General features: G+C 72.1%; 22 protein-coding genes. 7 read left to right on the top strand and 15 right to left on the bottom strand.

Annotated features, from left to right (window positions below):
* Positions 1-105: 105 nt before the first annotated feature.
* From AMK11_RS08420 to afsQ1, 3 genes are read right to left on the bottom strand one after another with little or no spacing between them, the layout of a single operon-like run.
* Complete coding sequence (locus AMK11_RS08420; RefSeq protein WP_073724781.1) at positions 106-726, bottom strand: hypothetical protein; 621 nt, start codon at positions 724-726, stop codon at positions 106-108.
* Positions 726-2324: a sensor histidine kinase gene (locus AMK11_RS08415; protein ID WP_073724780.1), complete on the bottom strand. Its 1599-nt coding sequence runs from the start codon at positions 2322-2324 to the stop codon at positions 726-728. The genes AMK11_RS08420 and AMK11_RS08415 overlap by 1 nt, the downstream gene beginning before the upstream one ends.
* Complete coding sequence (gene afsQ1, locus AMK11_RS08410) at positions 2321-2998, bottom strand: two-component system response regulator AfsQ1 (protein ID WP_029394402.1); 678 nt, start codon at positions 2996-2998, stop codon at positions 2321-2323. The genes AMK11_RS08415 and afsQ1 overlap by 4 nt, the downstream gene beginning before the upstream one ends.
* Positions 2999-3208: 210 nt before the next feature.
* Here afsQ1 and AMK11_RS08405 point away from each other — a divergent pair, with 210 nt between their 5' ends.
* On the top strand, positions 3209-3961 hold the full coding sequence (locus AMK11_RS08405; protein WP_073724779.1) for a SigE family RNA polymerase sigma factor: 753 nt from the start codon (positions 3209-3211) through the stop codon (positions 3959-3961).
* 230 nt (positions 3962-4191) lie between these two features.
* On the opposite strand, the gene AMK11_RS08400 is transcribed toward AMK11_RS08405, so the two are convergent.
* Complete coding sequence (locus tag AMK11_RS08400; RefSeq protein ID WP_073724778.1) at positions 4192-4794, bottom strand: uridine kinase family protein; 603 nt, start codon at positions 4792-4794, stop codon at positions 4192-4194.
* 191 nt (positions 4795-4985) lie between these two features.
* Between AMK11_RS08400 and AMK11_RS08395 the strand changes: the two genes are divergently transcribed.
* Both AMK11_RS08395 and AMK11_RS08385 read left to right on the top strand, forming a co-directional pair.
* Positions 4986-5396, top strand: coding sequence for a hypothetical protein (locus AMK11_RS08395; protein ID WP_073724777.1), 411 nt, complete (start codon positions 4986-4988; stop codon positions 5394-5396).
* A gap of 237 nt (positions 5397-5633) precedes the next feature.
* Positions 5634-7619 carry a bifunctional serine/threonine-protein kinase/glutamate ABC transporter substrate-binding protein gene (locus AMK11_RS08385; RefSeq protein WP_073724775.1) on the top strand — a complete coding sequence of 662 codons (1986 nt, stop codon included), beginning with the start codon at positions 5634-5636 and terminating at the stop codon, positions 7617-7619.
* Positions 7620-7680: 61 nt separating this feature from the next.
* Here AMK11_RS08385 and AMK11_RS08380 read toward each other — a convergent pair whose 3' ends face one another.
* The 3 genes from AMK11_RS08380 to deoC are packed head-to-tail and all read right to left on the bottom strand — an operon-like array spanning position 7681 to position 10974.
* Complete coding sequence (locus AMK11_RS08380) at positions 7681-8574, bottom strand: aldehyde dehydrogenase family protein (protein WP_073724773.1); 894 nt, start codon at positions 8572-8574, stop codon at positions 7681-7683.
* On the bottom strand, positions 8567-10003 hold the full coding sequence (locus AMK11_RS08375; RefSeq protein ID WP_073724771.1) for an aldehyde dehydrogenase family protein: 1437 nt from the start codon (positions 10001-10003) through the stop codon (positions 8567-8569). Before AMK11_RS08375 ends, AMK11_RS08380 begins: the two co-directional genes overlap by 8 nt.
* A 5-nt stretch (positions 10004-10008) precedes the next feature.
* The gene (deoC, locus tag AMK11_RS08370; protein ID WP_073725687.1) at positions 10009-10974 is read right to left on the bottom strand and encodes a deoxyribose-phosphate aldolase; all 966 of its coding nucleotides are present in this window, start codon (positions 10972-10974) and stop codon (positions 10009-10011) included.
* A gap of 148 nt (positions 10975-11122) precedes the next feature.
* Here deoC and AMK11_RS08365 point away from each other — a divergent pair, with 148 nt between their 5' ends.
* Positions 11123-11824: a PH domain-containing protein gene (locus AMK11_RS08365; protein ID WP_079187311.1), complete on the top strand. Its 702-nt coding sequence runs from the start codon at positions 11123-11125 to the stop codon at positions 11822-11824.
* Between the two features lie 15 nt (positions 11825-11839).
* On the opposite strand, the gene AMK11_RS08360 is transcribed toward AMK11_RS08365, so the two are convergent.
* The 4 genes from AMK11_RS08360 to AMK11_RS08345 form a co-directional block, all read right to left on the bottom strand.
* Positions 11840-13075: a hypothetical protein gene (locus AMK11_RS08360; protein ID WP_073724767.1), complete on the bottom strand. Its 1236-nt coding sequence runs from the start codon at positions 13073-13075 to the stop codon at positions 11840-11842.
* 186 nt (positions 13076-13261) lie between these two features.
* On the bottom strand, positions 13262-14905 hold the full coding sequence (locus AMK11_RS08355) for a phospho-sugar mutase (protein WP_073725685.1): 1644 nt from the start codon (positions 14903-14905) through the stop codon (positions 13262-13264).
* A gap of 491 nt (positions 14906-15396) precedes the next feature.
* Complete coding sequence (locus tag AMK11_RS08350; RefSeq protein ID WP_073724765.1) at positions 15397-16221, bottom strand: purine-nucleoside phosphorylase; 825 nt, start codon at positions 16219-16221, stop codon at positions 15397-15399.
* A gap of 93 nt (positions 16222-16314) precedes the next feature.
* Positions 16315-16752, bottom strand: coding sequence for a gamma-glutamylcyclotransferase (locus tag AMK11_RS08345; RefSeq protein ID WP_073724763.1), 438 nt, complete (start codon positions 16750-16752; stop codon positions 16315-16317).
* 71 nt (positions 16753-16823) lie between these two features.
* Between AMK11_RS08345 and AMK11_RS08340 the strand changes: the two genes are divergently transcribed.
* Entirely contained in the window at positions 16824-18272 is a 1449-nt protein-coding gene (locus AMK11_RS08340) for an NAD(P)H-quinone dehydrogenase (protein WP_198941318.1), read from the top strand.
* A gap of 180 nt (positions 18273-18452) precedes the next feature.
* The gene (locus AMK11_RS08335; protein WP_073724761.1) at positions 18453-19433 is read left to right on the top strand and encodes a DeoR/GlpR family DNA-binding transcription regulator; all 981 of its coding nucleotides are present in this window, start codon (positions 18453-18455) and stop codon (positions 19431-19433) included.
* 113 nt (positions 19434-19546) lie between these two features.
* Here AMK11_RS08335 and AMK11_RS08330 read toward each other — a convergent pair whose 3' ends face one another.
* Positions 19547-21319 (bottom strand): acetyl/propionyl/methylcrotonyl-CoA carboxylase subunit alpha, encoded by a 1773-nt coding sequence (locus AMK11_RS08330; protein WP_073724759.1) that lies wholly within the window; start codon positions 21317-21319, stop codon positions 19547-19549.
* Between the two features lie 374 nt (positions 21320-21693).
* Between AMK11_RS08330 and AMK11_RS08325 the strand changes: the two genes are divergently transcribed.
* The gene (locus tag AMK11_RS08325; RefSeq protein ID WP_073724757.1) at positions 21694-22173 is read left to right on the top strand and encodes a hypothetical protein; all 480 of its coding nucleotides are present in this window, start codon (positions 21694-21696) and stop codon (positions 22171-22173) included.
* Here AMK11_RS08325 and AMK11_RS08320 read toward each other — a convergent pair.
* The 3 genes from AMK11_RS08320 to AMK11_RS08315 form a co-directional block, all read right to left on the bottom strand.
* Entirely contained in the window at positions 22142-22762 is a 621-nt protein-coding gene (locus AMK11_RS08320) for a nucleoside triphosphate pyrophosphatase (protein WP_073724756.1), read from the bottom strand. The genes AMK11_RS08325 and AMK11_RS08320 overlap by 32 nt on opposite strands.
* Before the next feature lie 32 nt (positions 22763-22794).
* Entirely contained in the window at positions 22795-22923 is a 129-nt protein-coding gene (gene mmpB / locus AMK11_RS38950; protein WP_079187310.1) for a morphogenic membrane protein MmpB, read from the bottom strand.
* Between the two features lie 114 nt (positions 22924-23037).
* Entirely contained in the window at positions 23038-23244 is a 207-nt protein-coding gene (locus AMK11_RS08315) for an acyl-CoA carboxylase epsilon subunit (protein WP_073724755.1), read from the bottom strand.

Raw genomic sequence — 23244 nt, 5'->3', positions numbered from 1 at the left:
GCGCGCGGTTCCGGCCCCTCCCACGCAAGGGTGAGGCTTGCGCCACACGGCCCGCACCGCCCGGCCCGCACCGCACGGCCCACACCGTACGGCCCCGCCGGCCCGTCAGCCGTCGTTGACCTCCGTGGACGGTGGCTCGTTGCTGCCCGGCCGGGTGCGGACCTCGTCCGTGCAGGAGTAGCGGCGGGCGGGCGCGTCGGACGGGCCGGCCAGGATGACGGAGCCGTCGCCCTCGGCCGCCGCCGAGTCGGAGAAGGTGCACACCACCTGGGCGAGCGAGTACGAGGTGAGGTCGTCGGGGGCGGTGCCCAGGCGCAGCGTGTCCTCGGGGTCACCCGGCCGCGGGCCGCTCACGGTGATCCCGTCGCGCACGTCCGTCGTGTAGCCGGCCTGCTTCTCCGCGGCCGACGGCGACTGAGCCAGCTCGTCGAGCAGCCCCTGGGCCACCCGCGCCCGCCGCCCGGAGTCCGCAGCGGCCTCCGGCACCCGCACCGTCCGGTCCACGGCCACCAGGGACGAGCCGCACAGCAGGAACACCCGCACCGGCATCCCGGGCGCGGCCTGTTCCGCCGCGTCCGGCCCGGCGAGCGAGCAGCGCGCCCGCGAGGGCGCCGGACCGAAGTCCGTGGGCACCTCGGTGGCACGGATGCCGCACCCGGTGAGCAGCAGGGCCGGCACGGCCCACAGGACCGCCCCGCGCAGTACCGGCCGACGGCGTACGGTCATCAGACCTGTCCCTCCGGGTCCTCGCCCTTGCTCTCGTCCCCCGAGGAGCCGTCGTCACCGTCCGCCGGCGGCGACGGGGCCTGCGGCAGCCGCAGCACGAACACCGCACCCCCCTCGGGATGGTTCTCGGCGCTGATCTCACCGCCGTGAATGTGCGCGTTCTCCAGGGCGATGGACAGGCCGAGCCCGCTGCCCTCGGAGCGGGGCCGGGACGCGCTCGCCTTGTAGAAGCGGTCGAAGACGTGCGGCAGGACGTCCTCGGGGATGCCGGGCCCGTGGTCCCGCACCCGGATGACGATCTCGTCGTCCGCCCGAGCCACCGACACCCGCACCGGCGACCCGCCGTGCTTGAGCGCGTTGCCGATCAGGTTGGCCAGGATGACGTCCAGCCGGCGCGGGTCGAGCCGCGCGTGGATGCCGCGTTCGGCGTCCAGGTCGACGGCGTCCAGCCAGGCGCGGGCGTCGACGCAGGCGGTGATCTGGTCGGCCACGTCGACGTCGTCGAGGACCAGCCGGGCCGTGCCCGCGTCGAAGCGGGTGACCTCCATCAGGTTCTCCACCAGGTCGTTCAGCCGCCGCGTCTCGCTGACCACCAGCCGCACGGCGGGCTCGACCATCGGGTCGAAACTCCCGCCCTCGCCCTCACCCTCGTACTCCAGCTCCTCCTCCAGTACCTCCGTCACCGCGGTGAGCGCCGTCAGCGGCGTACGCAGCTCATGGCTCATGTCCGCCACGAAGCGCCGCGACGCCTGCTCCCGGCCCGCCATGTCCGCGACCCGCTTCTCCAGGTTCTCGGCGGCGCTGTTGAACGTGCGGGACAGATCGGCCAGTTCGTCGGTGCCGGAGACGCGCAGCCGGGTGTCCAGCTTGCCCTCGCCGAGCCGCCGCGCCGCGACCCCGAGCCGGTGCACCGGCTTGAGCACGGTCGTCGCCAGCGCCTGGGCCAGCAGCGCGGAGCCGAGCAGCGCGAGCCCGGTGGCGATCCCCAGCGACCAGGCCAGCGAGTTCAGGTCCTTCGCCTCCGGCTCCAGCGACTTGAGCATGTATCCGGTCGGCCCGCCGCCGATCACCTTCGTGCCGGCCACGAGGTACGGGGTGCCGTCCTCGGTGGTCCGCTGCCAGTACAGGTGGTACGGGTGCTCGTTGGCCGAGGTGAGCTTCTGCTCCTTGTTCACCGCGGTGCGCAGCGACTCGGGCACGTCGGCCAGCGAGAAACCGCCCAGCCCGCCGGAACTGCCGTACACGGTCTTCCCGTCGGAGTTTTCGGCGACCAGCAGCACGCTGAACCGCTGGCTGCTGGCCGCCATCTGCCCCGCCGTGTGCTGCAGTTCGTCCTGCGAGGGATGCTCCGGCAGCGCGCCCGCGCGGTTCTGCATCTCCTGCTCGAAGCCCCGCAGCACGGCGTCCTGGGCACGCGTCAGCACCGCCTCCCGGTTCAGCCAGTAGGCGATGCCGGACGCGGAGACGGCCGCGGTGAGCGCGACCAGACCGAAGACGAGGACGAGCCTGAGCCGCAGACTGGTGAAGAGCAGCCCGGACCAGACTCCCTTGCGCGCCGCGGCCCAGCCGCGTGAACCCCCCTGGTGTTCCTGTGTCACTGAGGCGGATCCAGCCGGTAGCCGACACCCCGCACGGTACGGATCAGGGTCGGCGACGACGGCACGTCCTCGACCTTGGCGCGCAGCCGCTGCACGCAGGCGTCCACCAGCCGGGAGTCACCGAGGTAGTCGTGCTCCCACACCAGCCGCAGCAACTGCTGCCGGGACAGCGCCTGCCCCGGCCGCCGGCTCAGCTCCAGCAGCAGCCGCAGCTCGGTCGGCGTGAGCTGGAGGTCCTCCCCGTTCTTGGTCACGGTCATCGCGGAACGGTCGATGACGAGGCTGCCGAAGCTCGCCGAGTCGCTGGACTCCCGCTCCCCGCGCCGCAGCACGGCCCGGATACGGGCGTCCAGCACCCGGCCCTGGACGGGTTTGACCACGTAGTCGTCGGCGCCCGACTCGAGACCGACGACCACGTCGATGTCGTCGTTGCGCGCGGTCAGCAGGATGATCGGCAGCTGGTCGGTGCGCCGGATGCGCCGGCACACCTCGAACCCGTCGATGCCGGGCAGCATCACGTCCAGCACGATCAGGTCCGGCCGCTGCTCGCGCAACAGCTTCAGACCGTCCTCGCCGCTGGCAGCGGTGGCCACCCGGTGACCCTGGCGCGTCAGTGAGAGCTCCAGGGCCGTGCGGATGGCGTCGTCGTCCTCGATCAGCAACAGGGAAGGCACGGGCTCATTCTGGCCCATGGAGGGGGTGCGGTTCGACCTGTGGGTCCACAACGGTGCCCGCCCCGCCGCCGGACCCTGTGAAGGAACCGTGCGGCACCGGTGACGGATCCCTGTGACAGGTCTGTGACAGTCGGCGGACACGGCCATGAAGTCGCCCCGGCAAGATTTTCGGCACAGGCAACACCGGAAGTCCACGACGGGAGGCGCGAGATGAACACGCTGCACGGCACCAGCACCAGCGCAGTGGTCACGCGTCTGCACGACGTGCACACACACCGGTCCGAGAAGTCCGGTGCCGTGAGCGGGCGGGGGTGCGCTCGCGGCACCGGGCGGCAGCACACCACCTACATGACGGTGGTGGACGCCGCCAAGGGGGGAACCCAGGGGGGACCGCACGGGGGAACGGCGTACGGGGAGGCAGAGGGGGAGCGCCGCTCGCTGTCGGAGGCGGAGTTCACCGCCTACGTCCAGGAGCGCCGCGCCTCCCTGTACGCCACCGCCTACCACCTGACCGGCGACCGCTTCGAGGCCGAGGACCTGCTGCAGAGCGCGCTGTTCTCGACCTACCGGGCGTGGGACCGGATCAGCGACAAGGCCGCGGTCGGCGGATACCTCCGCCGCACCATGACCAACCTGCACATCAGCGCCTGGCGGCGCCGCAAGCTCAACGAGTACCCGACCGAGGAACTGCCGGAGACGGCCGGCGACACGGACGCGATGCGCGGCACCGAACTGCGCACGGTCCTGTGGCAGGCGCTGGCCCGGCTGCCCGAGCTCCAGCGCACCATGCTGGTCCTGCGCTACTACGAGGGCCGCACGGACCCGGAGATCGCGGACATCCTCGGCATCAGTGTCGGCACGGTGAAGTCCAGCATCTGGCGGTCGCTCCGCCGGCTGCGCGAGGACGAGGTCCTCAGCTTCGGCCGTGACCGGGAGGACGCCTTCGGCGAACTCGTCGCCTGAAGGCCAGGAGGTCCGGGGGGACCTCCGGAAGGACCCGTGAAAAAAGTTCGAGCCGGGGTGTATCAGGGGGAGGGGACCGGGCTCTTACTCACGGGGAAGCACCACGGGGGAACAAGGGGGGACACGGGGGAACAGCACGGGGGGAACGGGGAACACGGGGGAGCACGGGGGAAGAGAGCGGGGCTGGAGGGCCGGGGGGTCCGTCCAGTCCCGCTCTCGCGTGTACCGCGTTACGCCGCCGTACGGGCCGTCGTGCACCGTCCCGCCGCCGCAGCCGCCAGCCGGCCCATCGCCTCGTCCCGGTCGCAGGCGTACGCGCCCAGGGCCGTCTGCCGTGCGATGAGCGACCGTTCCTGCCGCATCAGCCGCCAGCCGCGGCGCAGCAGGAACGGCACCGACTTGCGGCTCTCCCGCAGGTCCCGCACGAAGCGCCGGCGGAAGGTCGTCACCGGGCCCCGGCTCAGACACAGCGCGTCGGCCAGGACGCCCAGCCCCCGGCAGCGTGCCACGAGTTCGGCGGCGAAGATCCCCTCCGCGAGGAACAGCGGGGTGCGCCCGATGTCGACCGCCTCCTCGCCGGTGCGCGCGCTCAGCGAGATGTCGTAGACGGGCACCCGCGTACGGCCCGACCGGCACAGCTCCGTGATCGCGGCGACGGCCGCGTCCGCGTCCCACGAGTCCGGGTGGTCCCAGTCGATGTCGGAGCTCTGCGGCACCAGCGGCAGCGTCGGGTCGGTGCCCTCCTTGTAGAAGTCGTCGAGCCGCAGCACCGGGAGGCCGGAGTGGGCGGCGAGGAGGGACTTGCCGGAGCCGGAAGGGCCGCAGAGCAGCACGACTCGGGTCGGTATGGGCGGATGGGAGCTCACGGGACACCAGTCTGAGGCATCCGGCGGCCGCCGTACGACCCCGCGGGGGGACTTTGCCGCGCGGGTCACATCCCGATCGCGCTGCGCGGTGACCTGATCACGGTGCGCGCTGTTATCAGGGCAGTCCGTAGCAATCCACACCAAGAGGTGGCTCACCGATGGCCCGACACGCATCCCCCCGCACCACCACCGCCCGCCGTGCCCTGGTCCTGCTCGCGACCGCGGGGGCCGCCCTGGGGGCGGGTGCGGCCACGGCCTCCGCGGCGGAGGGCGGCGGCGAGACGATCGCCGGCCTGGCCCACACCCGCCCCACCTCGCTGGGCAACATCGACCCGCAGGCGGGCGTCCAGGCGGTGACCGGCATCGTCGGCCACGTCACCGGCCCGGTCGCCGGCCTCAAGCCCAACCCGCTGGCCGGCACCGGTGTCGACCCCCTCGACAACGGCGTCGGCACGAAGGTCGCCGACTTCCAGCCGCTGACCTCGACGGCCCTGACGGGGCCGGTCGCCCAGGCGCAGTCGCTGGGCGCCGTGCCGGTGGTGGGGCAGGCGACGGAACTGCTGCGCTGACGCGACCGGCCCGGCGGGGCGGGGGGCGTCCGCCAGTTCGTCGAGCCCCAGCCGCCGGCGCACCTCATCCATGGGGGCGCCCTCTCCGAGCGTCCCCTCCGCCTTGCGCTGCTGATAGTCCGCTGCTGCCGGCGCGTCCTCCGCCGTGACTGCTCGTCACGAGGACTCCACGGCGCGGCATCGCGGCCGTCTAATCTTGGTGAACCACGTTTCGCGCAAGAGGTGCCAGGGGGCCGTGTGCACAACGACGACGGAATCAACGGGACCGGTGGCGGCGCCGGCGGGCATCCCGAAGATCGTGCTTCCGCCCCCCACGCGGTGATCGAGGGTCGCTACGAGCTGCTGCAGCCCATCGGCAGCGGCGGAATGGGCGAGGTCTGGAAGGCCCACGACCGACGGCTGCGCCGGTTCGTCGCCGTGAAGGGACTCCTCGACCGCAGGGCCATGACCCCGGGCACGCAGCAGGACGCGATGCAGCGGGCCCGCCGTGAGGCGGAGGCGCTCGCCAAGATCGAGCACCAGAACGTCGTGACGGTCCACGACCAGATCGAGACCGCCGACCAGGTCTGGATCGTGATGAAACTGCTCGAAGGGCGTTCGCTGGCCGACCTGTTGAGACGTGACCGGGTCCTCGGCGTGCCCAGGGCCGCGGAGATCGGCCTCCAGATGGCCCAGGGCCTGCGGGCCGTCCACGAGGCGTCGGTCCTGCACCGCGACGTCAAGCCGGGCAACGTCCTGGTGCGGGACGGCGGCCGGGTGGTTCTGGTGGACTTCGGCATCGCCACCTTCGAGGGCGCGGACCGGGTCACCCGGCACGGCGGCATCATCGGCACGCCTGCCTACCTGGCGCCCGAACTCTTTCCCCCCGTCTACTCCGGTCCCACGCCCGCCTCCGACCTCTGGGCGCTGGGAGTCACCCTCTACGAAATGGTCGAGGGACGCCTGCCCTTCGGCGGCAGCGAGATGGCAGGGGTGCAGGAGAACATCCGGCTGTCGCCCGACCCCGTCCTCCGGTACGCCGGCCCCCTCGGCCCCGTCATCCGGAAGCTGCTGGTCACGGACCCCGGCCGCCGCCCCGACGCGGCCGCGGCGGAGGAGATGCTCCGGGAGGTCCTCGCGGACCCGGGCACGCCGGCCCCGCGCCCGGTGCCGACGGCGGCCGTACCGACGCCCGCGCTGTCCCGCGCCGAAGGCCCGTCCTCCCACGCCGTTCCGTCCGAAGGCGGTCCTTCCGGGGGTGTTCCGTCCGTGCTCCCACCGTCGGCGCCGCGCCGGGGCGGCGGGCCGTTCCGGGGATGGAAGGTGGCTGTGGCCGCCGCGTGCGTCGTTCTGCTGGCCGGGGGAGGCTGGCTCGTCTCCCGGAGTGGGCCCGGGGGCGAGCAGGGCGACGCCTCCTCGGCGCAGGGTGCGGGATCCACCGGTGGTGACGCGGAGCAGGCGTGGGAGCAATGGCGGGACGGGAAGAAGAGGCTGACGATCGGTGCCAAGGAGGATCAGCCCGGCCTGAGCCTCCACAACAAGGACACCGGCGTGTGGAGCGGATTCGACATCGACATCGCCTATGCCCTCGCCGACGAACTGGGCTACGACAAGGAACAGGTCGACTTCTACGGGGTGACCACGGCCAACCGGGCGAGCAAGCTGAAGAACGGGGAAGTGGACCTGGTCATCGCCTCGTACAGCATGACGCCCGAGCGTGAGAAGAAGGACGGCATCACCTTCGTCGGCCCCTACTACATGGCGGGCAGAAGCTTCCTCGTGCGCAGGGACTCCGCGAAATACGATCTCGACGAAGCCGCCGACGTGGAGAGGCACCAGGTCAAGGTGTGCACGGCACGGGATTCCACATACGGGGACTACCTGCGGAAGGAGGGGTACGCCACCGGGAAGTGGCAGCCCGACACCTACGAGGAGTGCGTGGAAAGGCTGCTGGACAAGCGCTCGGACGTGTACGCGGTCGCCTCGGACGACGTTCTTCTCGCCGGGTACGCCCAGCGGGATCCGGCGCATCTGAAACTGCTGCCCAGCGGCGAGGGTACGGAACCCTACGGGGTGGCGATGCGGAAGGGTGACCTTCTCCTGAAGAACAAGGTGTGCTCGGGCCTCCAGGAGATTCTGGCCGGAAAAGGGTGGTCGGAAATGTATATGAAGGATCTGGCCCCGCTGACGGGACGGAAGACCGCGCCGAGAAAGCCGGAACTGGTGCCGTGCTCCGGTGAGTGAGTGACCCCGGCGGGCCGCGGTTCCTTCGGACGGAAAGGGACCGCGGCCCTGTCGGTGCGGCTCAGTACGACGAGCCGGACGCGCCCAGCGAGCCCGTCGGGTGCCAGACCGTCTTGGTCTCCAGGAACGCCGTCATGCGGTCGGTGCCCGGTGTCGCCGACCAGTCCGCGTCGTCCACAGGCTGTGGGCGCAGGACGCGCTTGAGGTTGTCGGCCGCCGCGATCTCCAGTTCCTTCGCCAGCGTCTCGCCGGCGCCCGCGAGGTCGATCGCGTTGACGTCCTGGTGGGCGGCGAGGGGCGAGGCGAGCTCCGCCGTACGGCCGGAGAGGATGTTGACCACGCCGCCGGGCAGGTCGGAGGTGGCCAGGACCTCGCCCAGGGAGAGGGCGGGGAGGGGCGACTTCTCCGACGCCACCACGACCGCCGTGTTGCCGGTGGCGATGACCGGGGCGACGACCGAGACCAGGCCCAGGAACGACGACTCCTGCGGGGCCAGGACGGCCACCACGCCGGTCGGCTCCGGCGAGGAGAGGTTGAAGAAGGGGCCCGCCACCGGGTTGCCGCCGCCGGTCACCTGGGCGATCTTGTCGGTCCAGCCCGCGTACCAGACCCAGCGGTCGATCGCGGCGTCCACCTGCGCCGCCGCCTTCGACTTCGACAGGCCCTCGGCGTCGGTGACCTCCGCGACGTACTGGTCGCGGCGGCCCTCCAGCATCTCGGCGATGCGGTAGAGGATCTGGCCCCGGTTGTACGCCGTCGCGCCGGACCAGCCGCCGAACGCCTTGCGCGCGGCGACCACCGCGTCACGGGCGTCCTTGCGGGAGGAGAGCGGGGCGTTCGCCAGCCACTTGCCCTTTGCGTCGGTCACCTCGTACACCCGGCCGCTCTCGGAACGCGGGAACTTCCCGCCGACGTACAGCTTGTAGGTCTTCAGCACGCTGAGTCGGTCAGACATCGAGGTACGCCTCCAGGCCGTGGCGGCCGCCCTCGCGGCCGAAGCCCGACTCCTTGTAGCCGCCGAACGGCGAGGTCGGGTCGAACTTGTTGAACGTGTTGGACCAGATCACGCCCGCACGGAGCTTGTTCGCGACCGCCAGGATGCGCGAGCCCTTCTCCGTCCAGATGCCGGCCGACAGGCCGTACGGGGTGTTGTTGGCCTTGGCGACCGCCTCGTCCGGCGTACGGAAGGTGAGGACGGACAGGACCGGGCCGAAGATCTCGTCGCGGGCGACCGTGTGCGCCTGGGTGACGTTGGTGAAGAGCGTCGGGGCGAACCAGTAGCCGGTCGAGGGGAGTTCGCAGGCCGGGGACCAGCGCTCGGCGCCCTCCGCCTCGCCCTGGTCGGCGAGCGCGGTGATCCGGGCCAGCTGCTCGGCGGAGTTGATCGCGCCGATGTCGGTGTTCTTGTCCAGCGGGTCGCCGAGGCGGAGCGTGGCGAGCCTGCGCTTGAGGGAGTCGAGGAGTTCGTCGTGGATCGACTCCTGGACCAGCAGGCGGGAGCCCGCGCAGCAGACCTGGCCCTGGTTGAAGAAGATACCGCTCACGATGCCCTCGACGGCCTGGTCGATCGGGGCGTCGTCGAAGACGATGTTCGCGCCCTTGCCGCCCAGTTCGAGCGTCAGCTTCTTGCGGGTGCCCGCGACCGTGCGCGCGATCTCCTTGCCGACGGCCGTGGAGCCGGTGAAGGCGACCTTGTTCACGTCCGGGTGGGCGGTCAGCGCGGCGCCGGCGCGGCCGTCGCCGGTGATGATGTTGACGACGCCCTTGGGGAGCCCGGCCTGGCGGCAGATGTCCGCGAAGAACAGGGCGGACAGGGGGGTCGTCTCGGCGGGCTTGAGGACCACCGTGTTGCCCGTCGCGAGCGCCGGGGCGATCTTCCACGCCAGCATCAGGAGCGGGAAGTTCCACGGGATGACCTGGCCCGCGACGCCGAGCGGGCGCGGGTTCGCGCCGTAGCCGGCGTGGTCGAGCTTGTCGGCCCAGCCCGCGTAGTAGAAGAAGTGCGCGGCGACCAGGGGGAGGTCCGCGTCGCGGGTCTCCTTGATCGGCTTGCCGTTGTCCAGGGTCTCCAGGACGGCGAGCTCGCGGCTGCGCTCCTGGATGATCCGGGCGATGCGGAAGAGGTACTTCGCGCGCTCGGCGCCGGGCAGCGCCGACCACTTCTCGAAGGCCTTGCGGGCGGCCTTCACGGCGCGGTCGACGTCCGCCTCACCGGCCTCGGCGACCTCGGAGAGGACCTCCTCGGTCGAAGGGGAGACGGTCTTGAAGACCTTGCCGTCGGCGGCCTCGGTGAACTCGCCGTCGATGAACAGGCCGTACGAGGGCGCGATGTCGACGACCGCGCGCGACTCGGGCGCCGGTGCGTACTCGAAAACAGGTGCCATGGTGATCAGTCCACCGTCACGTAGTCGGGGCCGGAGTAGCGGCCGGTGGCCAGCTTCTGGCGCTGCATCAGCAGGTCGTTCAGGAGCGAGGAGGCGCCGAAGCGGAACCAGTGGTTGTCCAGCCAGTCCGCACCCGCGGTCTCGTTGACCAGGACCAGGAACTTGATCGCGTCCTTCGCGGTGCGGATGCCGCCGGCCGGCTTCACGCCGACCTGGACGCCGGTCTGCGCGCGGAAGTCGCGGACCGCCTCCAGCATGAGGAGGGTGTTGGCGGGCGTGGCGTTCACCGCGACCTTGCCGGTGGACGTCTTGATGAAGTCGGCGCCCGCCAGCATGCCGAGCCAGCTCGCACGGCGGATGTTGTCGTACGTCGACAGCTCGCCGGTCTCGAAGATGACCTTCAGCCGGGCGGATGTGCCGCAGGCCTCGCGCACGGCGGTGATCTCGTCGTACACCTTCATGTAGTTCCCCGCGAGGAAGGCGCCGCGGTCGATGACCATGTCGACCTCGTCGGCGCCCGCCGCCACGGCCTCGCGCACGTCGGCCAGCTTGACGGCGAGCGAGGCTCGGCCCGCCGGGAACGCCGTGGCGACCGAGGCGACCTTCACGCCGGAACCGGCCACGGCCTCCTTGGCGGCGGGCACCATGTCGGGGTAGACGCAGACGGCCGCCGTGGTGGGGGCGGTGCGGTCGGTCGGGTCGGGGTGGGCCGCCTTCGCGCCGAGCGCCCGGACCTTGCCCGGGGTGTCCGCGCCTTCCAGCGTCGTCAGGTCGACCATCGAGATGGCGAGGTCGAGGGCGTACGCCTTCGCGGTGGTCTTGATCGAACGGGTGCCGAGCGAGGCGGCGCGCGCCTCCAGGCCGACCGCGTCGACGCCGGGCAGCCCGTGGAGGAAGCGGCGCAGCGTGCTGTCGGACGCGGTGACGTCGGCGAGTCCGTGTGCGGGAGCAGCGGATGCAGTGGTGGGCATGGTCACCAGGCGAGCATATCTACGCGCGTAGCGGCTGTACAGTCCCGTGCGGTTCTTCGAAGGGCGGCACGGTCGGTGGGCGCGGTCCGGCACCGCCTGCCAGCCCCGTGCGTCAGCCCCCTGCGTGGCGTCGGGCACAATCGGCTGCATGACGACCCCGGAGCCCCAGTCACCGTCGCCGCAGCCTCCGGTACCCGTGTCCAAGGACCGGGCCTACCGCTCGCCCGCAGGCATCGCCGGTGGCGTTCTGCTGCTCGCCCTCGCCCTCTGGCTCGGTATCGACGCCGTGGTCGCCGGGGAGGGGCGCACTCCCTGGCTGGCGCTCGCGGCGCTGCTGTTCCTCGTGCCGCTCATCGCCACCTACACCGTGCGGCCCGCCGTCTTCGCCAACGACGACCGGCTGCGCGTGCGCAATCCGTTCCGCGTGATCGTGGTGCCCTGGGGGCAGGTCGCCTCTTTCCGGTCGGCGTACTCCAACGAGGTCCTCACCGAGGGCGGCGACAAGTACCAGCTGTGGTCCATCCCGGTCTCGCTGCGCGGCCGCAAGAAGGCCGCACGGCAGGAGGCGCGGCGGGCCGCCGGGGCCGGCCGGGGGCGGGGACGCGGGCTCGGCGGTTTCGGGCAGTCCGGGGCCAGGACCGACATCGACGGCGCGGAGCCGGACGCGGCGGTGGACCGGCCGGTGCGCGCCGAGGCCGACAAGATCATGGACGAGCTGCGCGACCTGTTGGAGGCGCGGAAGCCGGCCAAGACCTCGCAGGGCGAGGTGACGGTGCGGTGGGCCTACGAGATCCTCGCGCCGGCGGTGGTGGGGGCGGTGCTGTTGGCGGTGCTGACGGCCACCGGGTGACCGTGGCCGGGCGCGTCAAGGCGCCGCCGGCCACACCAGGAGCATGTACGCACCGCAGTACGCCGAGCCCAGCACCGCCGCCGTCAGCGCCAGCGCGCGGTGGCGTCGGGAGGCGCGGGACAGGTGCAGGGCCAGCGGCAGGAGCAGCGGGAAGGCCGGGAGCAGGAACCGGGCGCGCGGGAAGTAGACGCCTCCGCTGCCCAGCACGATCACCAGCACCACGCCCGTGTAGACCAGCAGCGCGGGCGGCTGGCGGTCCCACGCCGACAGGCCGAACAGCACCACCGCCCCGACCAGCGTGAGCGTCACCATCACCAGGAACAGCTGCGGGGCCGGGTCGCGCCACAGCAGCCACCGGAACTGGTGCAGGGTGCGCAGGCCGCCGTCCAGCTCGTTGTACCAGAGCCGCTGTACCGCGAAGTACCCGTCCCAGCGGCCCAGCCGCAGCCCCACCCAGGCGAGGTACGCGCACCAGCCGAGCGGCGCCAGGACCGCGGCCGCGACGACGCGCGGTGCCAGGGCCCGGTGCCGGGCGAGGTGCAGCAGGGCCGTCACCGTGACCGCGGCCGCCACCGCGATGCCGGTCGGGCGGGTCAGGCCCGCCAGCGCGGCGCAGCCGGCCGCCCACAGCCAGCGGCCCGTCAGCACCGCGTACAGCGACCACGCCGCGCACGCCGTGAACAGCGACTCCGTGTAGCCCATCCACTGCACCGCGCCGACCGGGAACGCCGCCCACAGCGTGGTCAGCAGCACGCCGACGCGGCGGCCGTGCAGGCGGTCGCCCACGGCGAAGATGCCCCAGGCCGCGACGAGTGAGGCGACGACCGCGAGGCCGAGGCCCGTGGAGGCGCGGGAGCCGGGGGTGAGGACCGCCACCGCCTTCACCAGGACGGGATAGAGCGGGAAGAACGCCAGGTTGTTGGCGTTGGGCGCGGTGCCGAGTTCTTCGGTGTAGCCGTGCTCGGCGATGCCCAGGTACCAGTCCGAGTCCCACTGCGCGGCCAGGTTGACCCACAGGTCCTGGTGGCGGCGGGGGGCCCAGAAGGCGAGTACCGCGAGACCCGTCAGGCGTACGGCGAGGTAGGCGGCGAGGGCGGGGGCGGCGTGCCGGGTGGCTTCGCGCACGGTGCGCAGGAGGTGCCGGGCGCGGGCCTGCCGGCTGCGGGGTGGCGTGGGGGCGGGCGGGGTCCGGGGGCGTCGGGTGCCGGGGATGTGTCCGTTCGGGGTGGTCTTGGGCGCGGTCGAGGACACGGCGGCGGCTCCCTGGCTCTTGGCGGTGCGGTTCCGGTCCACCGTTGCCCGGAGGGCGGCCAGGTAAGGCGAGGGTGCGTCAAATGAGCTGCGCGATATCACCCGATGGGGTGCCTCCGGGTGGGGCACCCCATGGGGACCGGGTGACGTACGGCGGGGTCTTGCGGTGGGAGCGGTGTCAGCGGTTCAGATGCCCGCCGCTGTCGACAGGTCCTGCTTGAGCGCCGTCAGCAGGTCCCTCGCCGTCGCGTGGGCCTTCGGGAGGTCGGCGTGGGCCGTGACCGGGACGACCACCTCCAGGTAGCACTTCAGCTTCGGCTCCGTACCGCTCGGGCGGACGATCACCCGGGCACCGTCGAGCGTGTAGCGCAGGCCGTCGGTGGGCGGGAGGGTGGCCGTGCCCCGGGTGAGGTCCTCCGCGTTCGTGACCGGCAGGTCGGCCAGGCGGGTCGGGGGCTGTTCGCGCAGGCGGTGCATCGCGGCGGCGATCAGGGAGAGGTCCTCGACCCGGACGGAGAGCTGGTCGGTGGCGTGCAGGCCGTGCTCTACGGCGATGTCGTCGAGCAGGTCGAGGAGGGTGCGGTTCTCCGCCTTGAGGGCGGAGGCCAGCTCCGTGATCAGGAGGGCCGCGGTGATGCCGTCCTTGTCGCGGACGCCCTCCGGGTCGACGCAGTAGCCGAGGGCTTCCTCGTAGCCGTAACGGATGCCGTCGACGCGGGCGATCCACTTGAAGCCGGTGAGGGTCTCCTCGTAGGGGAGGTGCGCCTTCTCGGCGATGCGGCCGAGGAGGGAGGAGGACACGATCGACTCGGCGAACGTGCCGTGCGCTCCGCGGGTGACCAGGTGGGCGGCGAGGAGGGCGCCGACCTCGTCGCCGCGGAGCATGCGCCAGTCCGTGCCGTCCTGTACGGCGACGGCGAGGCGGTCGGCGTCCGGGTCGTTGGCGATGATCAGGTCGGGATCGGTTTCGCGGGCCTTCGCGAAGGCGAGGTCCATCGCGCCGGGCTCTTCCGGGTTGGGGAAGGCGACGGTCGGGAAGTCCGGGTCGGGGTCGGCCTGCTCGGTGACGAGGGCGGGGGCGGGGAAGCCGGCCCGGGCGAAGGCGGCGAGGAGGGTGTCCTTGCCGACGCCGTGCATCGCCGTGTAGACGGTGCGGGCGGTGCGGGGGGAGTCGGGGGCGAGGACGGCGTCCGTGCGGGCGAGGTAGGCGTCGAGGACGTCGTCGCCGAGGGTCTGCCAGCCGGTGGTGGGGCGGGGGACGTCGTTCAGGGAGCGTACGGCGTCGATCTCGGCGGCGATGTCCGCGTCGGCGGGGGGCACGATCTGGGAGCCGTCGCCGAGGTACACCTTGTAGCCGTTGTCGCGGGGCGGGTTGTGGCTGGCGGTGACCTCCACGCCGGCGACGGCGCCGAGGTGGCGGATGGCGAAGGCGAGGACGGGGGTGGGGAGCGGGCGGGGGAGGACGGCCGCGCGCAGGCCGGCGCCGGTCATGACGGCGGCGGTGTCGCGGGCGAAGTCCTCGGACTTGTGGCGGGCGTCGTAGCCGATGACGACGAGGCCGTTGTCGTTGCCCTGCTTCTTGAGGTACGCGGCGAGGCCGGCGGCGGCGCGGATGACGACTGCGCGGTTCATGCGCATGGGGCCGGCGCCGAGTTCGCCCCGCAGGCCGGCGGTGCCGAACTGGAGGGTGCCGGCGAAGCGCGCGGTGAGCTCGGTGTGGTCCTCGGCGTCGATGAGCGTGGCGAGCTCGGCGCGGGTGTCCGAGTCGGGGTCCTCGGCCAGCCATGCCTTGGCCCGGGCGAGGAGGTCGTCGTCGTGCACGTCGGTCAGCCTCTCGTGGGGTGGTGGGGTGGGGGTGGGGGTGCGGATGCCTGCGGCGCCTGTGCGGGTTCGGTGGGGGTGCGGGTAGCGCGTTCGGTTGTCTGTGGGTCGGGGCCGCGCCGGGGGGTGTCCGTCCTCGGAACGGCGCGGAATCGGTCGGCCACAGAAGCGGACGGCGCGGACGCGCCAACCGCTGCGGGCGGACACCCCCCGACACGTCCCCTTCCCGCCGTACGCGGCTGACCGACCATGCGGGGTGCGCGGGTGCGCGGGTGCGCGGGTGCGCGGGTGCGCGGGTGCCGCGCCATCGCGCCCGGCTGCCCCAGCTGCGGGCAGTCGTGCCTCCCCCAGTGCCTGAACGGCCTGGGAGGTACCCCAGGGCGGCACGGTTGGGCGCAGCGGCACCCCGTCAGCGCCGGGCCGCGCGACCCACCCCCGACGGCCACACCGCGCCGGGTGCGAAGGGGACGCCGGGTGACGTCACCCCCCGCCCCCGGGGACTACAGCCGCCCCAGCACCTGCGTAAGCAGCGCACCCATCCGCGCGGCGGAATCGCGGCCTGCCTGCAGGACCTCCTCGTGGTTCAGCGGCTCCCCCGTCATGCCCGCCGCGAGGTTGGTCACCAGGGAGATGCCCAGCACCTCCGCGCCGGCCTCGCGGGCCGCGATCGCCTCGAGGACCGTCGACATGCCCACCAGGTCGGCCCCGATGACGCGGGCCATGCGGATCTCGGCGGGCGTCTCGTAGTGCGGGCCGGGGAACTGGGCGTAGACGCCCTCCTCCAGCGTGGGGTCGACCTCCTTGCACAGGGCCCGCAGACGGGGCGAGTAGAGGTCGGTGAGGTCGACGAAGTTGGCGCCGATGATGGGAGAGGTCGCGGTGAGGTTGATGTGGTCGCTGATCAGGACCGGCTGGCCGGGGCGCATGCCCTCGCGCAGGCCGCCGCAGCCGTTGGTCAGGACCACGGTCTTGGCGCCGGCGGCGACGGCGGTGCGGACGCCGTGGGAGACGGCGGCCACGCCGTGGCCCTCGTAGTAGTGGGTGCGGCCCAGGAAGACCAGCGCGCGCTTGTCGCCGAGGGCGTACGAGCGGATCTTGCCGCCGTGCCCCTCCACCGCGGGCTTGGGGAAGCCCGGCAGGTCGGTGACCTGGAACTCGGCCTCGGGGGCGCCCAGGGCGTCCACGGCCGGTGCCCAGCCGGAGCCCATCACGAGGGCTACGTCGTGGGACTCGGCGCCGGTGAGTTCGCGCAGGCGGGCCGCGGCGGCGTCGGCGGCGGCGTAGGGGTCGCCCTGGATGTCGTCCGGAAGAAGAGATGCGTTCACGCCGAAGAGGGTAGCCGGTTTACGCCTACGCGCGTAGATGACAGAGCTCACGGGATTGTGATTGTTGTTTTGTTGTTTCTGACGAGGAGGTCGTCAGCAGGGGCGTTTGCGGAGTTCCATGACGTAGTCGTGGGGTGCGCCGGCCGACTCGGCCGCGTCCGCCACCTCGCCCAGGTAGCGGGCGGAGGGCAGGCCGCCCTCGTAGGCGTTCAGGACGTAGGTCCAGGCTTGCTCCTCGCCGTCCAGGGTGTGGACGCGGACGCGGGTGCGGCGGTAGACGTCCAGGCCCACGCCCTCCCAGCGGTCCAGGGAGTCCTCGTCCATCGGGGCGATGTCGTAGAGGGCGACGAAGACCTGGGAGATCGGGTCCTCCACGAGGGTCGCCAGCGCGCCCTCCCAGCCCATGTGCTCGCCCCCGAAGGTCAGCCGCCACCCGTTCAGCCAGCCGGTCGCGCGCAGCGGCGAGTGCGGGGCGCGGCGGGTCATCAACCGCGCGTCAAGGTTGCCGGCGTACGCGGCGTAGAGCGACATGGGGAGAGGGTACGCGCCGTTCTTGTAACGACTGCGCCCCCGGGCGGCCCGACGTTGAAGGGTGCGGGACAATGGAGTACGTGACTCGGATCGTGATCATTGGCGGCGGACCCGGCGGATACGAAGCGGCGCTCGTGGCCGCTCAGCTCGGCGCGGAGGTGACCGTCGTCGACTGCGACGGTCTGGGCGGGGCGTCGGTGCTGACCGACTGCGTGCCGTCCAAGACCCTCATCGCCACGGCTGAGGTGATGACCACCTTCGACTCGTCCTACGAGGAGCTGGGGATCATCGTCGCCGACGACACCCCGCCCATGGAGCAGGCCGCCCGGGTGGTGGGCGTCGACCTGGGGAAGGTCAACCGGCGGGTGAAGCGGCTCGCGCTGGCGCAGTCGCACGACATCACCGCCTCCGTGACGCGTGCGGGTGCGCGGGTCATGCGCGGGCGCGGGCGGCTGGAGGGCATGCAGGCCCTCGACGGGTCGCGGAAGGTCGTGGTGCGGGCCGCCGACGGGAGCGAGGAGACGCTGACCGCGGACGCGGTGCTCATCGCCACCGGTGGGCACCCGCGGGAGCTGCCGGACGCGCGGCCCGATGGTGAGCGGATTCTGAACTGGACCCAGGTGTACGACCTCGACGAGCTGCCCGAGGAGCTCATCGTGGTCGGGTCGGGTGTGACCGGTGCCGAGTTCGCCGGTGCCTATCAGGCGCTCGGGTCGCGGGTCACGCTCGTGTCGTCGCGGGACCGGGTGCTGCCCGGAGAGGACCCGGACGCCGCGGCCGTGCTGGAGGACGTGTTCCGGCGGCGTGGGATGAACGTCATGTCGCGGTCCCGGGCCCAGTCCGCCAAGCGGGTGGGGGACCGGGTGGAGGTGACGCTGTCGGACGGGCGTGTCATCACCGGCTCGCACTGTCTGATGGCCGTCGGTGCCATCCCCAACACCGAGGGGATGGGGCTGGAGGAGGCCGGCGTCAAGCTCAAGGACTCCGGGCACATCCGCACCGACCGGGTGTCGCGGACCTCGGCTCCCGGCGTGTACGCCGCAGGCGACGTCACGGGCGTCTTCGCGCTGGCCTCGGTGGCCGCCATGCAGGGGCGGATCGCCATGTACCACTTCCTGGGCGACGCGGTCACTCCGCTGAACCTGAAGACCGTCTCCGCCAACGTCTTCACCGACCCCGAGATCGCCACCGTCGGGTACTCCCAGGCCGACGTCGACTCCGGCAAGATCGACGCCCGCGTGGTGAAGCTGCCGCTGCTGCGCAACCCGCGCGCCAAGATGCAGGGCATCCGGGACGGTTTCGTCAAGATCTTCTGCCGGCCCGGTACCGAGATCGTGGTGGGCGGCGTCGTGGTGGCGCCGCGGGCCTCGGAGCTCATCCATCCCATCTCGATCGCGGTCGACAACAACCTGACGGTCGAACAGATCGCGAACGCCTTCACCGTGTACCCGTCTCTTTCGGGGTCGATCGCGGAGGTCGCGCGGCAGCTGCACACGCGGAAGGCCGGCGGGGAGGGCTGAGCGGCGGCCGTCGCGGCCGGAATCGAATCCCCGCCGGTCACGGGGAGTTGCGGCGCTTGCGGGCGGCATAGGCGGCTCGGGTAGGCACGTATACCACTTCCGCCTCTGCCGTGCGAACAACTTCTGTTATTCGGCGCATACTGCTGAAAGCAGACGGTCGTTGGGGTTACTGTCAGTTTCGTGTTCGCTGCAGAACGTCGCCAATTGATCCTCGAAATGGTGCGAGCGAACGGGGCCGTGTCGCTCCGTGAGCTCGCCCGCGTCGTCCAGACCTCCGAAGTGACCGTACGGCGGGACGTGCGCGCACTGGAGGCAGAAGGACTCCTCGACCGCCGGCACGGCGGTGCGGTATTGCCGGGCGGTTTCACGCGGGAATCCGGCTTTCCGCAGAAGTCACATCTCGCGACCGCCGAGAAGACGGCCATCGCCGACCTCGCCGCGAGCTTCGTCGAAGAGGGCGAGGCCATCGTGGTGGGGGCGGGGACCACGACGCAGGAGCTGGCGCGCCGGCTCGCGCGGGTGCCCGGGCTGACCGTCGTCACCAACTCGCTGCTGGTGGCCCAGGCCCTCGCCCACGCCAACCGGGTCGAGGTGGTGATGACCGGAGGCACGCTCCGGGGATCCAACTACGCCCTGGTCGGGTCAGGCGCCGAACAGTCCCTCCAGGGGCTGCGGGTGTCCAAGGCCTTCCTGTCCGGGAGCGGGCTGACGGCGGAGCGGGGGCTGTCCACGTCCAACATGCTGTCGGCCTCCGTCGACCGCGCGCTGGTGCAGGCCGCCGCCGAGGTGGTGGTGCTCGCCGATCACTCCAAGCTGGGCACCGACACCATGTTCCAGACCGTGCCGACGGACGTCATCACCCGCCTGGTCACGGACGAACCGCCCGCCCACGACGACCGCTGCGCCACCGAGTTGCAGGCCCTGGCGGACCAGGGCGTGCAGATCGCCGTGGCGGGGGCGGGCGCGGCGGGGGGCTCCGGGGCCCCGGGAGCCTCGGGGGGTGAACCTGTCCCGGCGCGTCGGCAGCGCCGGGACGTGCCGCTTCCGGGGCCGCGCCGTCAGGTCCCGGGGGCCGCCGCGGGGCTGCGGTCGGCCGCGGCCATGGCTGAGCAGAACGCCGGTGCGGAACGGGCGCGCGTCGCGGACCTGCGCCGACGCTGATCCGCCGTACGACGTGCGGCCCGTCGCGTCCCCGGCAGCGATGACGGGGCGCCCGGCGGACCGAGAGTGTCGGTGTCCGCCGGGCGCCCCGTCGTGTGCTGCGGTGCGGGTGATCAGTCCTTGATCTCGCAGATCGCGGCGCCGGAGGTGACCGAGGCGCCGACCTCGGCGCCCAGGCCCTTGATGGTGCCGGACTTGTGGGCGTTGAGGGGCTGTTCCATCTTCATGGCCTCCAGGACGACGATCAGGTCGCCCTCCTGGACCTCCTGGCCCTCTTCCACGGCGATCTTGACGATGGTGCCCTGCATGGGCGAGGCGAGGGTGTCGCCGGAGGCGGCGGGGCCGGACTTCTTGGCCGCGCGGCGCTTGGGCTTGGCGCCGGCCGCCAGGCCGGTGCGGGCCAGGGACATGCCGAGCGAGGACGGGAGGGAGACCTCCAGGCGCTTGCCGCCGACCTCGACGACGACGGTCTCGCGGCCCGCCTCCTCGTCCGTCTCCGCGTCGGCGGGAGAGGTGAAGGGCTTGATCTCGTTGACGAACTCCGTCTCGATCCAGCGGGTGTGGACCGTGAACGGGTCGGAGGAGCCGGTCAGCTCGGGAGCGAAGGCCGGGTCGGTGACGACCGCGCGGTGGAAGGGGATGGCGGTGGCCATGCCCTCGACCTGGAACTCCTCCAGGGCGCGGGCGGCGCGCTGCAGGGCCTCCTTGCGGGTGCGGCCGGTGACGATGAGCTTGGCGAGCAGCGAGTCCCAGGCCGGGCCGATGACGCTGCCCGACTCGACGCCGGCGTCCAGGCGGACGCCCGGGCCGGTCGGCGGGGCGAACGTGGTCACGGTGCCGGGGGCGGGGAGGAAGCCCCGGCCGGGGTCCTCGCCGTTGATGCGGAACTCGAAGGAGTGGCCGCGCAGCTCCGGGTCGTCGTAGCCGAGCTTCTCGCCGTCGGCGATGCGGAACATCTCGCGGACCAGGTCGATGCCGGCGACTTCCTCGGTGACCGGGTGCTCGACCTGGAGGCGGGTGTTGACCTCCAGGAAGGAGATCGTGCCGTCGAGGCCGACGAGGAACTCCACCGTGCCGGCGCCGACGTAGCCGGCCTCCTTGAGGATGGCCTTGGAGGCGGAGTACAGCTCGGTCATCTGGGCGTCGGAGAGGAAGGGCGCGGGGGCCTCCTCGACGAGCTTCTGGTGGCGGCGCTGGAGGGAGCAGTCACGGGTGGAGACGACGACCACGTTGCCGTGCTGGTCGGCCAGGCACTGCGTCTCCACGTGCCGGGGCTTGTCGAGGTAGCGCTCGACGAAGCACTCCCCGCGGCCGAAGGCGGCCACCGCCTCGCGTACGGCGGAGTCGTAGAGCTCGGGGACCTCTTCGAGGGTGCGGGCGACCTTCAGACCGCGTCCGCCGCCGCCGAAGGCGGCCTTGATCGCGATGGGCAGGCCGTGCTCCTTCGCGAACGCCACGACCTCGTCGGCGCCGGAGACGGGGTCGGGGGTGCCCGCGACCAGCGGGGCGCCGGCGCGCTGGGCGATGTGCCGGGCGGCGACCTTGTCGCCCAGGTCGCGGATGGCCTGCGGCGGCGGGCCGATCCAGATCAGGCCCGCGTCCAGCACCGCCTGCGCGAACTCGGCGTTCTCCGAGAGGAAGCCGTAGCCGGGGTGGACGGCGTCCGCGCCGGACTCCCGCGCGGCTTTGAGGACCTTGGAGATGTCCAGATAGCTGGCGGCAGGGGTGTCACCACCCAGGGCGAACGCCTCATCAGCGACGCGGACATGCAGAGCGTCCCGGTCCGGGTCCGCGTAGACGGCCACGCTCGCGATCCCGGCGTCCCGGCAGGCCCGGGCCACGCGGACAGCGATTTCGCCACGGTTGGCGATGAGCACCTTGCGCACGATTGAGGCTCCCTCCTTGAAACAAGCCGAGTTTAGGGACTGCCGACACGGCACTTCGACCCGTCCCCACTGGTGAGCTTGCCCACACGGAGCGTGATTCGAGGCCCGCTCGACCCGCGAAAGCCCTTGTCGTACCGCGATACGCAGGACTCCTCGGGGAAACCCTAGCCCCCCGGTGTGGGCAAGGTCTCTGTAAGAGGGTGCTGCGGGCCACTCTGTTTCTTTGTGGAGTCCCTACGAATGGCCCAATGATTCTTTGCCCGTGGCAGACCTCTTGTCCCCAGGTTTACCCGTGAGTAGCGTTCTGGATGTCTCGAACGTACTTGGGGTAACAGCTGTCGTGTGCGACAGCGGTCGAAAGTGGGTGGGGACCGGTGACAGTGCGCAGGCCGGTGGCGTGGACCGTGGCGGTCGTGCTCTTCGCGGAGGCGGTCGGCGTCGCGGCGCTGAACTGGTTCCTCGGGGTCGTCGTCGACCGCCAGGACATGTCCCTGGCCGGTCTCGACCCGGACATGATGTCCGTGTCCTCGAAGATCGGCGGGATCGTCTTCGGGCTCTACTTCGCGCTGTGCGGGCTGGCGGCCCTGCTGGTGGCGGTGCGCGACCGGTCGCCCGCGGGCCTCGGCCGGATCCTGCTGATCAGCGCGGCCGTGGTGCACGGGCTGCTCGGCGCGTTCTCGTGGGGCCTGGTCGGATGGCACGCCTTCCTGGCCATGATCCTCGTCCTCGGCCTCATCGTGCTGCTGCTGATGACCTACGACGCACGGGACGCGTCCGCGGCCGGGCGGACCGGTGACGGCAAGGGGGACGACGGCTCCCCGGTCACCCCTCCGCCGGCGCCCACAACTCCGTGATGCCCACTCCGAGCTCGGCCAGCAGGCGCCGGAGCAGGGGCAGGCTGAGGCCGATCACGTTCCCGTGGTCGCCCTCGATGCCTTCGATGAAGGGGGCCGAGCGGCCGTCCAGGGTGAACGCCCCGGCGACGTACAGGGGCTCGCCGGAGGCCACGTAGGCGGCGATCTCCTCGTCGGTCGGCTCGCCGAAGCGGACGACGGTGGACGCGGTGGCCGAGACGTGGCGGCCGGAGGCGGTGTCCCAGACGCAGTGGCCGGTCTGGAGGGTGCCCGCGCGGCCGCGCATCGCCTTCCAGCGTGCGGTGGCCTCCTCGGCGTCCGCCGGCTTGCCCAGAGCCTGTCCGTCCAGGTCCAGCACCGAGTCGCAGCCGATCACCAGCGCACCGTGCACCTCGGGCTTGGCGGCCACGACGGAGGCCTTCGCCTCGGCGAGGGCCAGCGCGAGCTCGGCCGGGGTGGGCGCGGTGACGGCGTCCTCGTCGACGCCGCTGACGAGCACCTCGGGGGTGAGCCCGGCCTGACGGAGGAGGCCGAGGCGGGCCGGGGACTGGGAGGCGAGGACGAGTCGCCTGCGGCGCTGAACGGTCATGGGGTCAGATTAGCCACCGGTGGCGCTGCGGCTCATCTCAGGCCGAGCACGATCATCGCCAGCAGCATGGCCGTGGCCAGGAGGACGCTGAGCCGCCGCAGCATGTGCTGCATGTCGCGCAGCTCTTCGGGCGGCTCGTTCTCGGGGTCGGACCACAGCATGCCACTAGCGTGGGGCCTGGCGGAGGGGCGGCGCTTGAGTACGGGTACTTAAATCGGGGCGCGGCGTTCCGCCTCTGTGCGCGGTCCCCCGCGCCCCTGCGGTGTTGTTGTCCCTCAACTCGGCCAGTAGGTGCGGCCCCATGACGTCGGGCCCGGGTGGGGCAGGTGGGCCGCCGCGATGCGGGACGGGTCGGACCACGCGTCGCGCGGGGGCTCGGCGCCGGACGGCTCGGCGGTCGCCGTCGCGGCGCGGGCGCGGACCACCGCCAGGGCGGCGGCCAGCTCCTCCGGGGTCGGGTTGCCCCGTACGACCTTGATCAC

Source organism: Streptomyces sp. CB02414 (genome assembly GCF_001905385.1).
Classification (GTDB): domain Bacteria; phylum Actinomycetota; class Actinomycetes; order Streptomycetales; family Streptomycetaceae; genus Streptomyces.
The sequence above is the reverse complement of the archived record's forward strand: the minus strand, read 5'-3'. Positions and strand labels throughout refer to the sequence as shown.

Coding starts and splice junctions, on each gene's coding strand:
- AMK11_RS08375 (WP_073724771.1), bottom strand. CDS start 10,003: ATGGCACCTGTTTTCGAGTACGCACCGGCGCCCGAGTCGCGCGCGGTC.
- AMK11_RS08380 (WP_073724773.1), bottom strand. CDS start 8,574: ATGTCTGACCGACTCAGCGTGCTGAAGACCTACAAGCTGTACGTCGGC.
- AMK11_RS08420 (WP_073724781.1), bottom strand. CDS start 726: ATGACCGTACGCCGTCGGCCGGTACTGCGCGGGGCGGTCCTGTGGGCC.
- AMK11_RS08365 (WP_079187311.1), top strand. CDS start 11,123: ATGACGACCCCGGAGCCCCAGTCACCGTCGCCGCAGCCTCCGGTACCC.
- AMK11_RS08405 (WP_073724779.1), top strand. CDS start 3,209: ATGAACACGCTGCACGGCACCAGCACCAGCGCAGTGGTCACGCGTCTG.
- mmpB (WP_079187310.1), bottom strand. CDS start 22,923: ATGCTGTGGTCCGACCCCGAGAACGAGCCGCCCGAAGAGCTGCGCGAC.
- AMK11_RS08320 (WP_073724756.1), bottom strand. CDS start 22,762: ATGACCGTTCAGCGCCGCAGGCGACTCGTCCTCGCCTCCCAGTCCCCG.
- AMK11_RS08340 (WP_198941318.1), top strand. CDS start 16,824: ATGGAGTACGTGACTCGGATCGTGATCATTGGCGGCGGACCCGGCGGA.
- AMK11_RS08395 (WP_073724777.1), top strand. CDS start 4,986: ATGGCCCGACACGCATCCCCCCGCACCACCACCGCCCGCCGTGCCCTG.
- deoC (WP_073725687.1), bottom strand. CDS start 10,974: ATGCCCACCACTGCATCCGCTGCTCCCGCACACGGACTCGCCGACGTC.
- AMK11_RS08345 (WP_073724763.1), bottom strand. CDS start 16,752: ATGTCGCTCTACGCCGCGTACGCCGGCAACCTTGACGCGCGGTTGATG.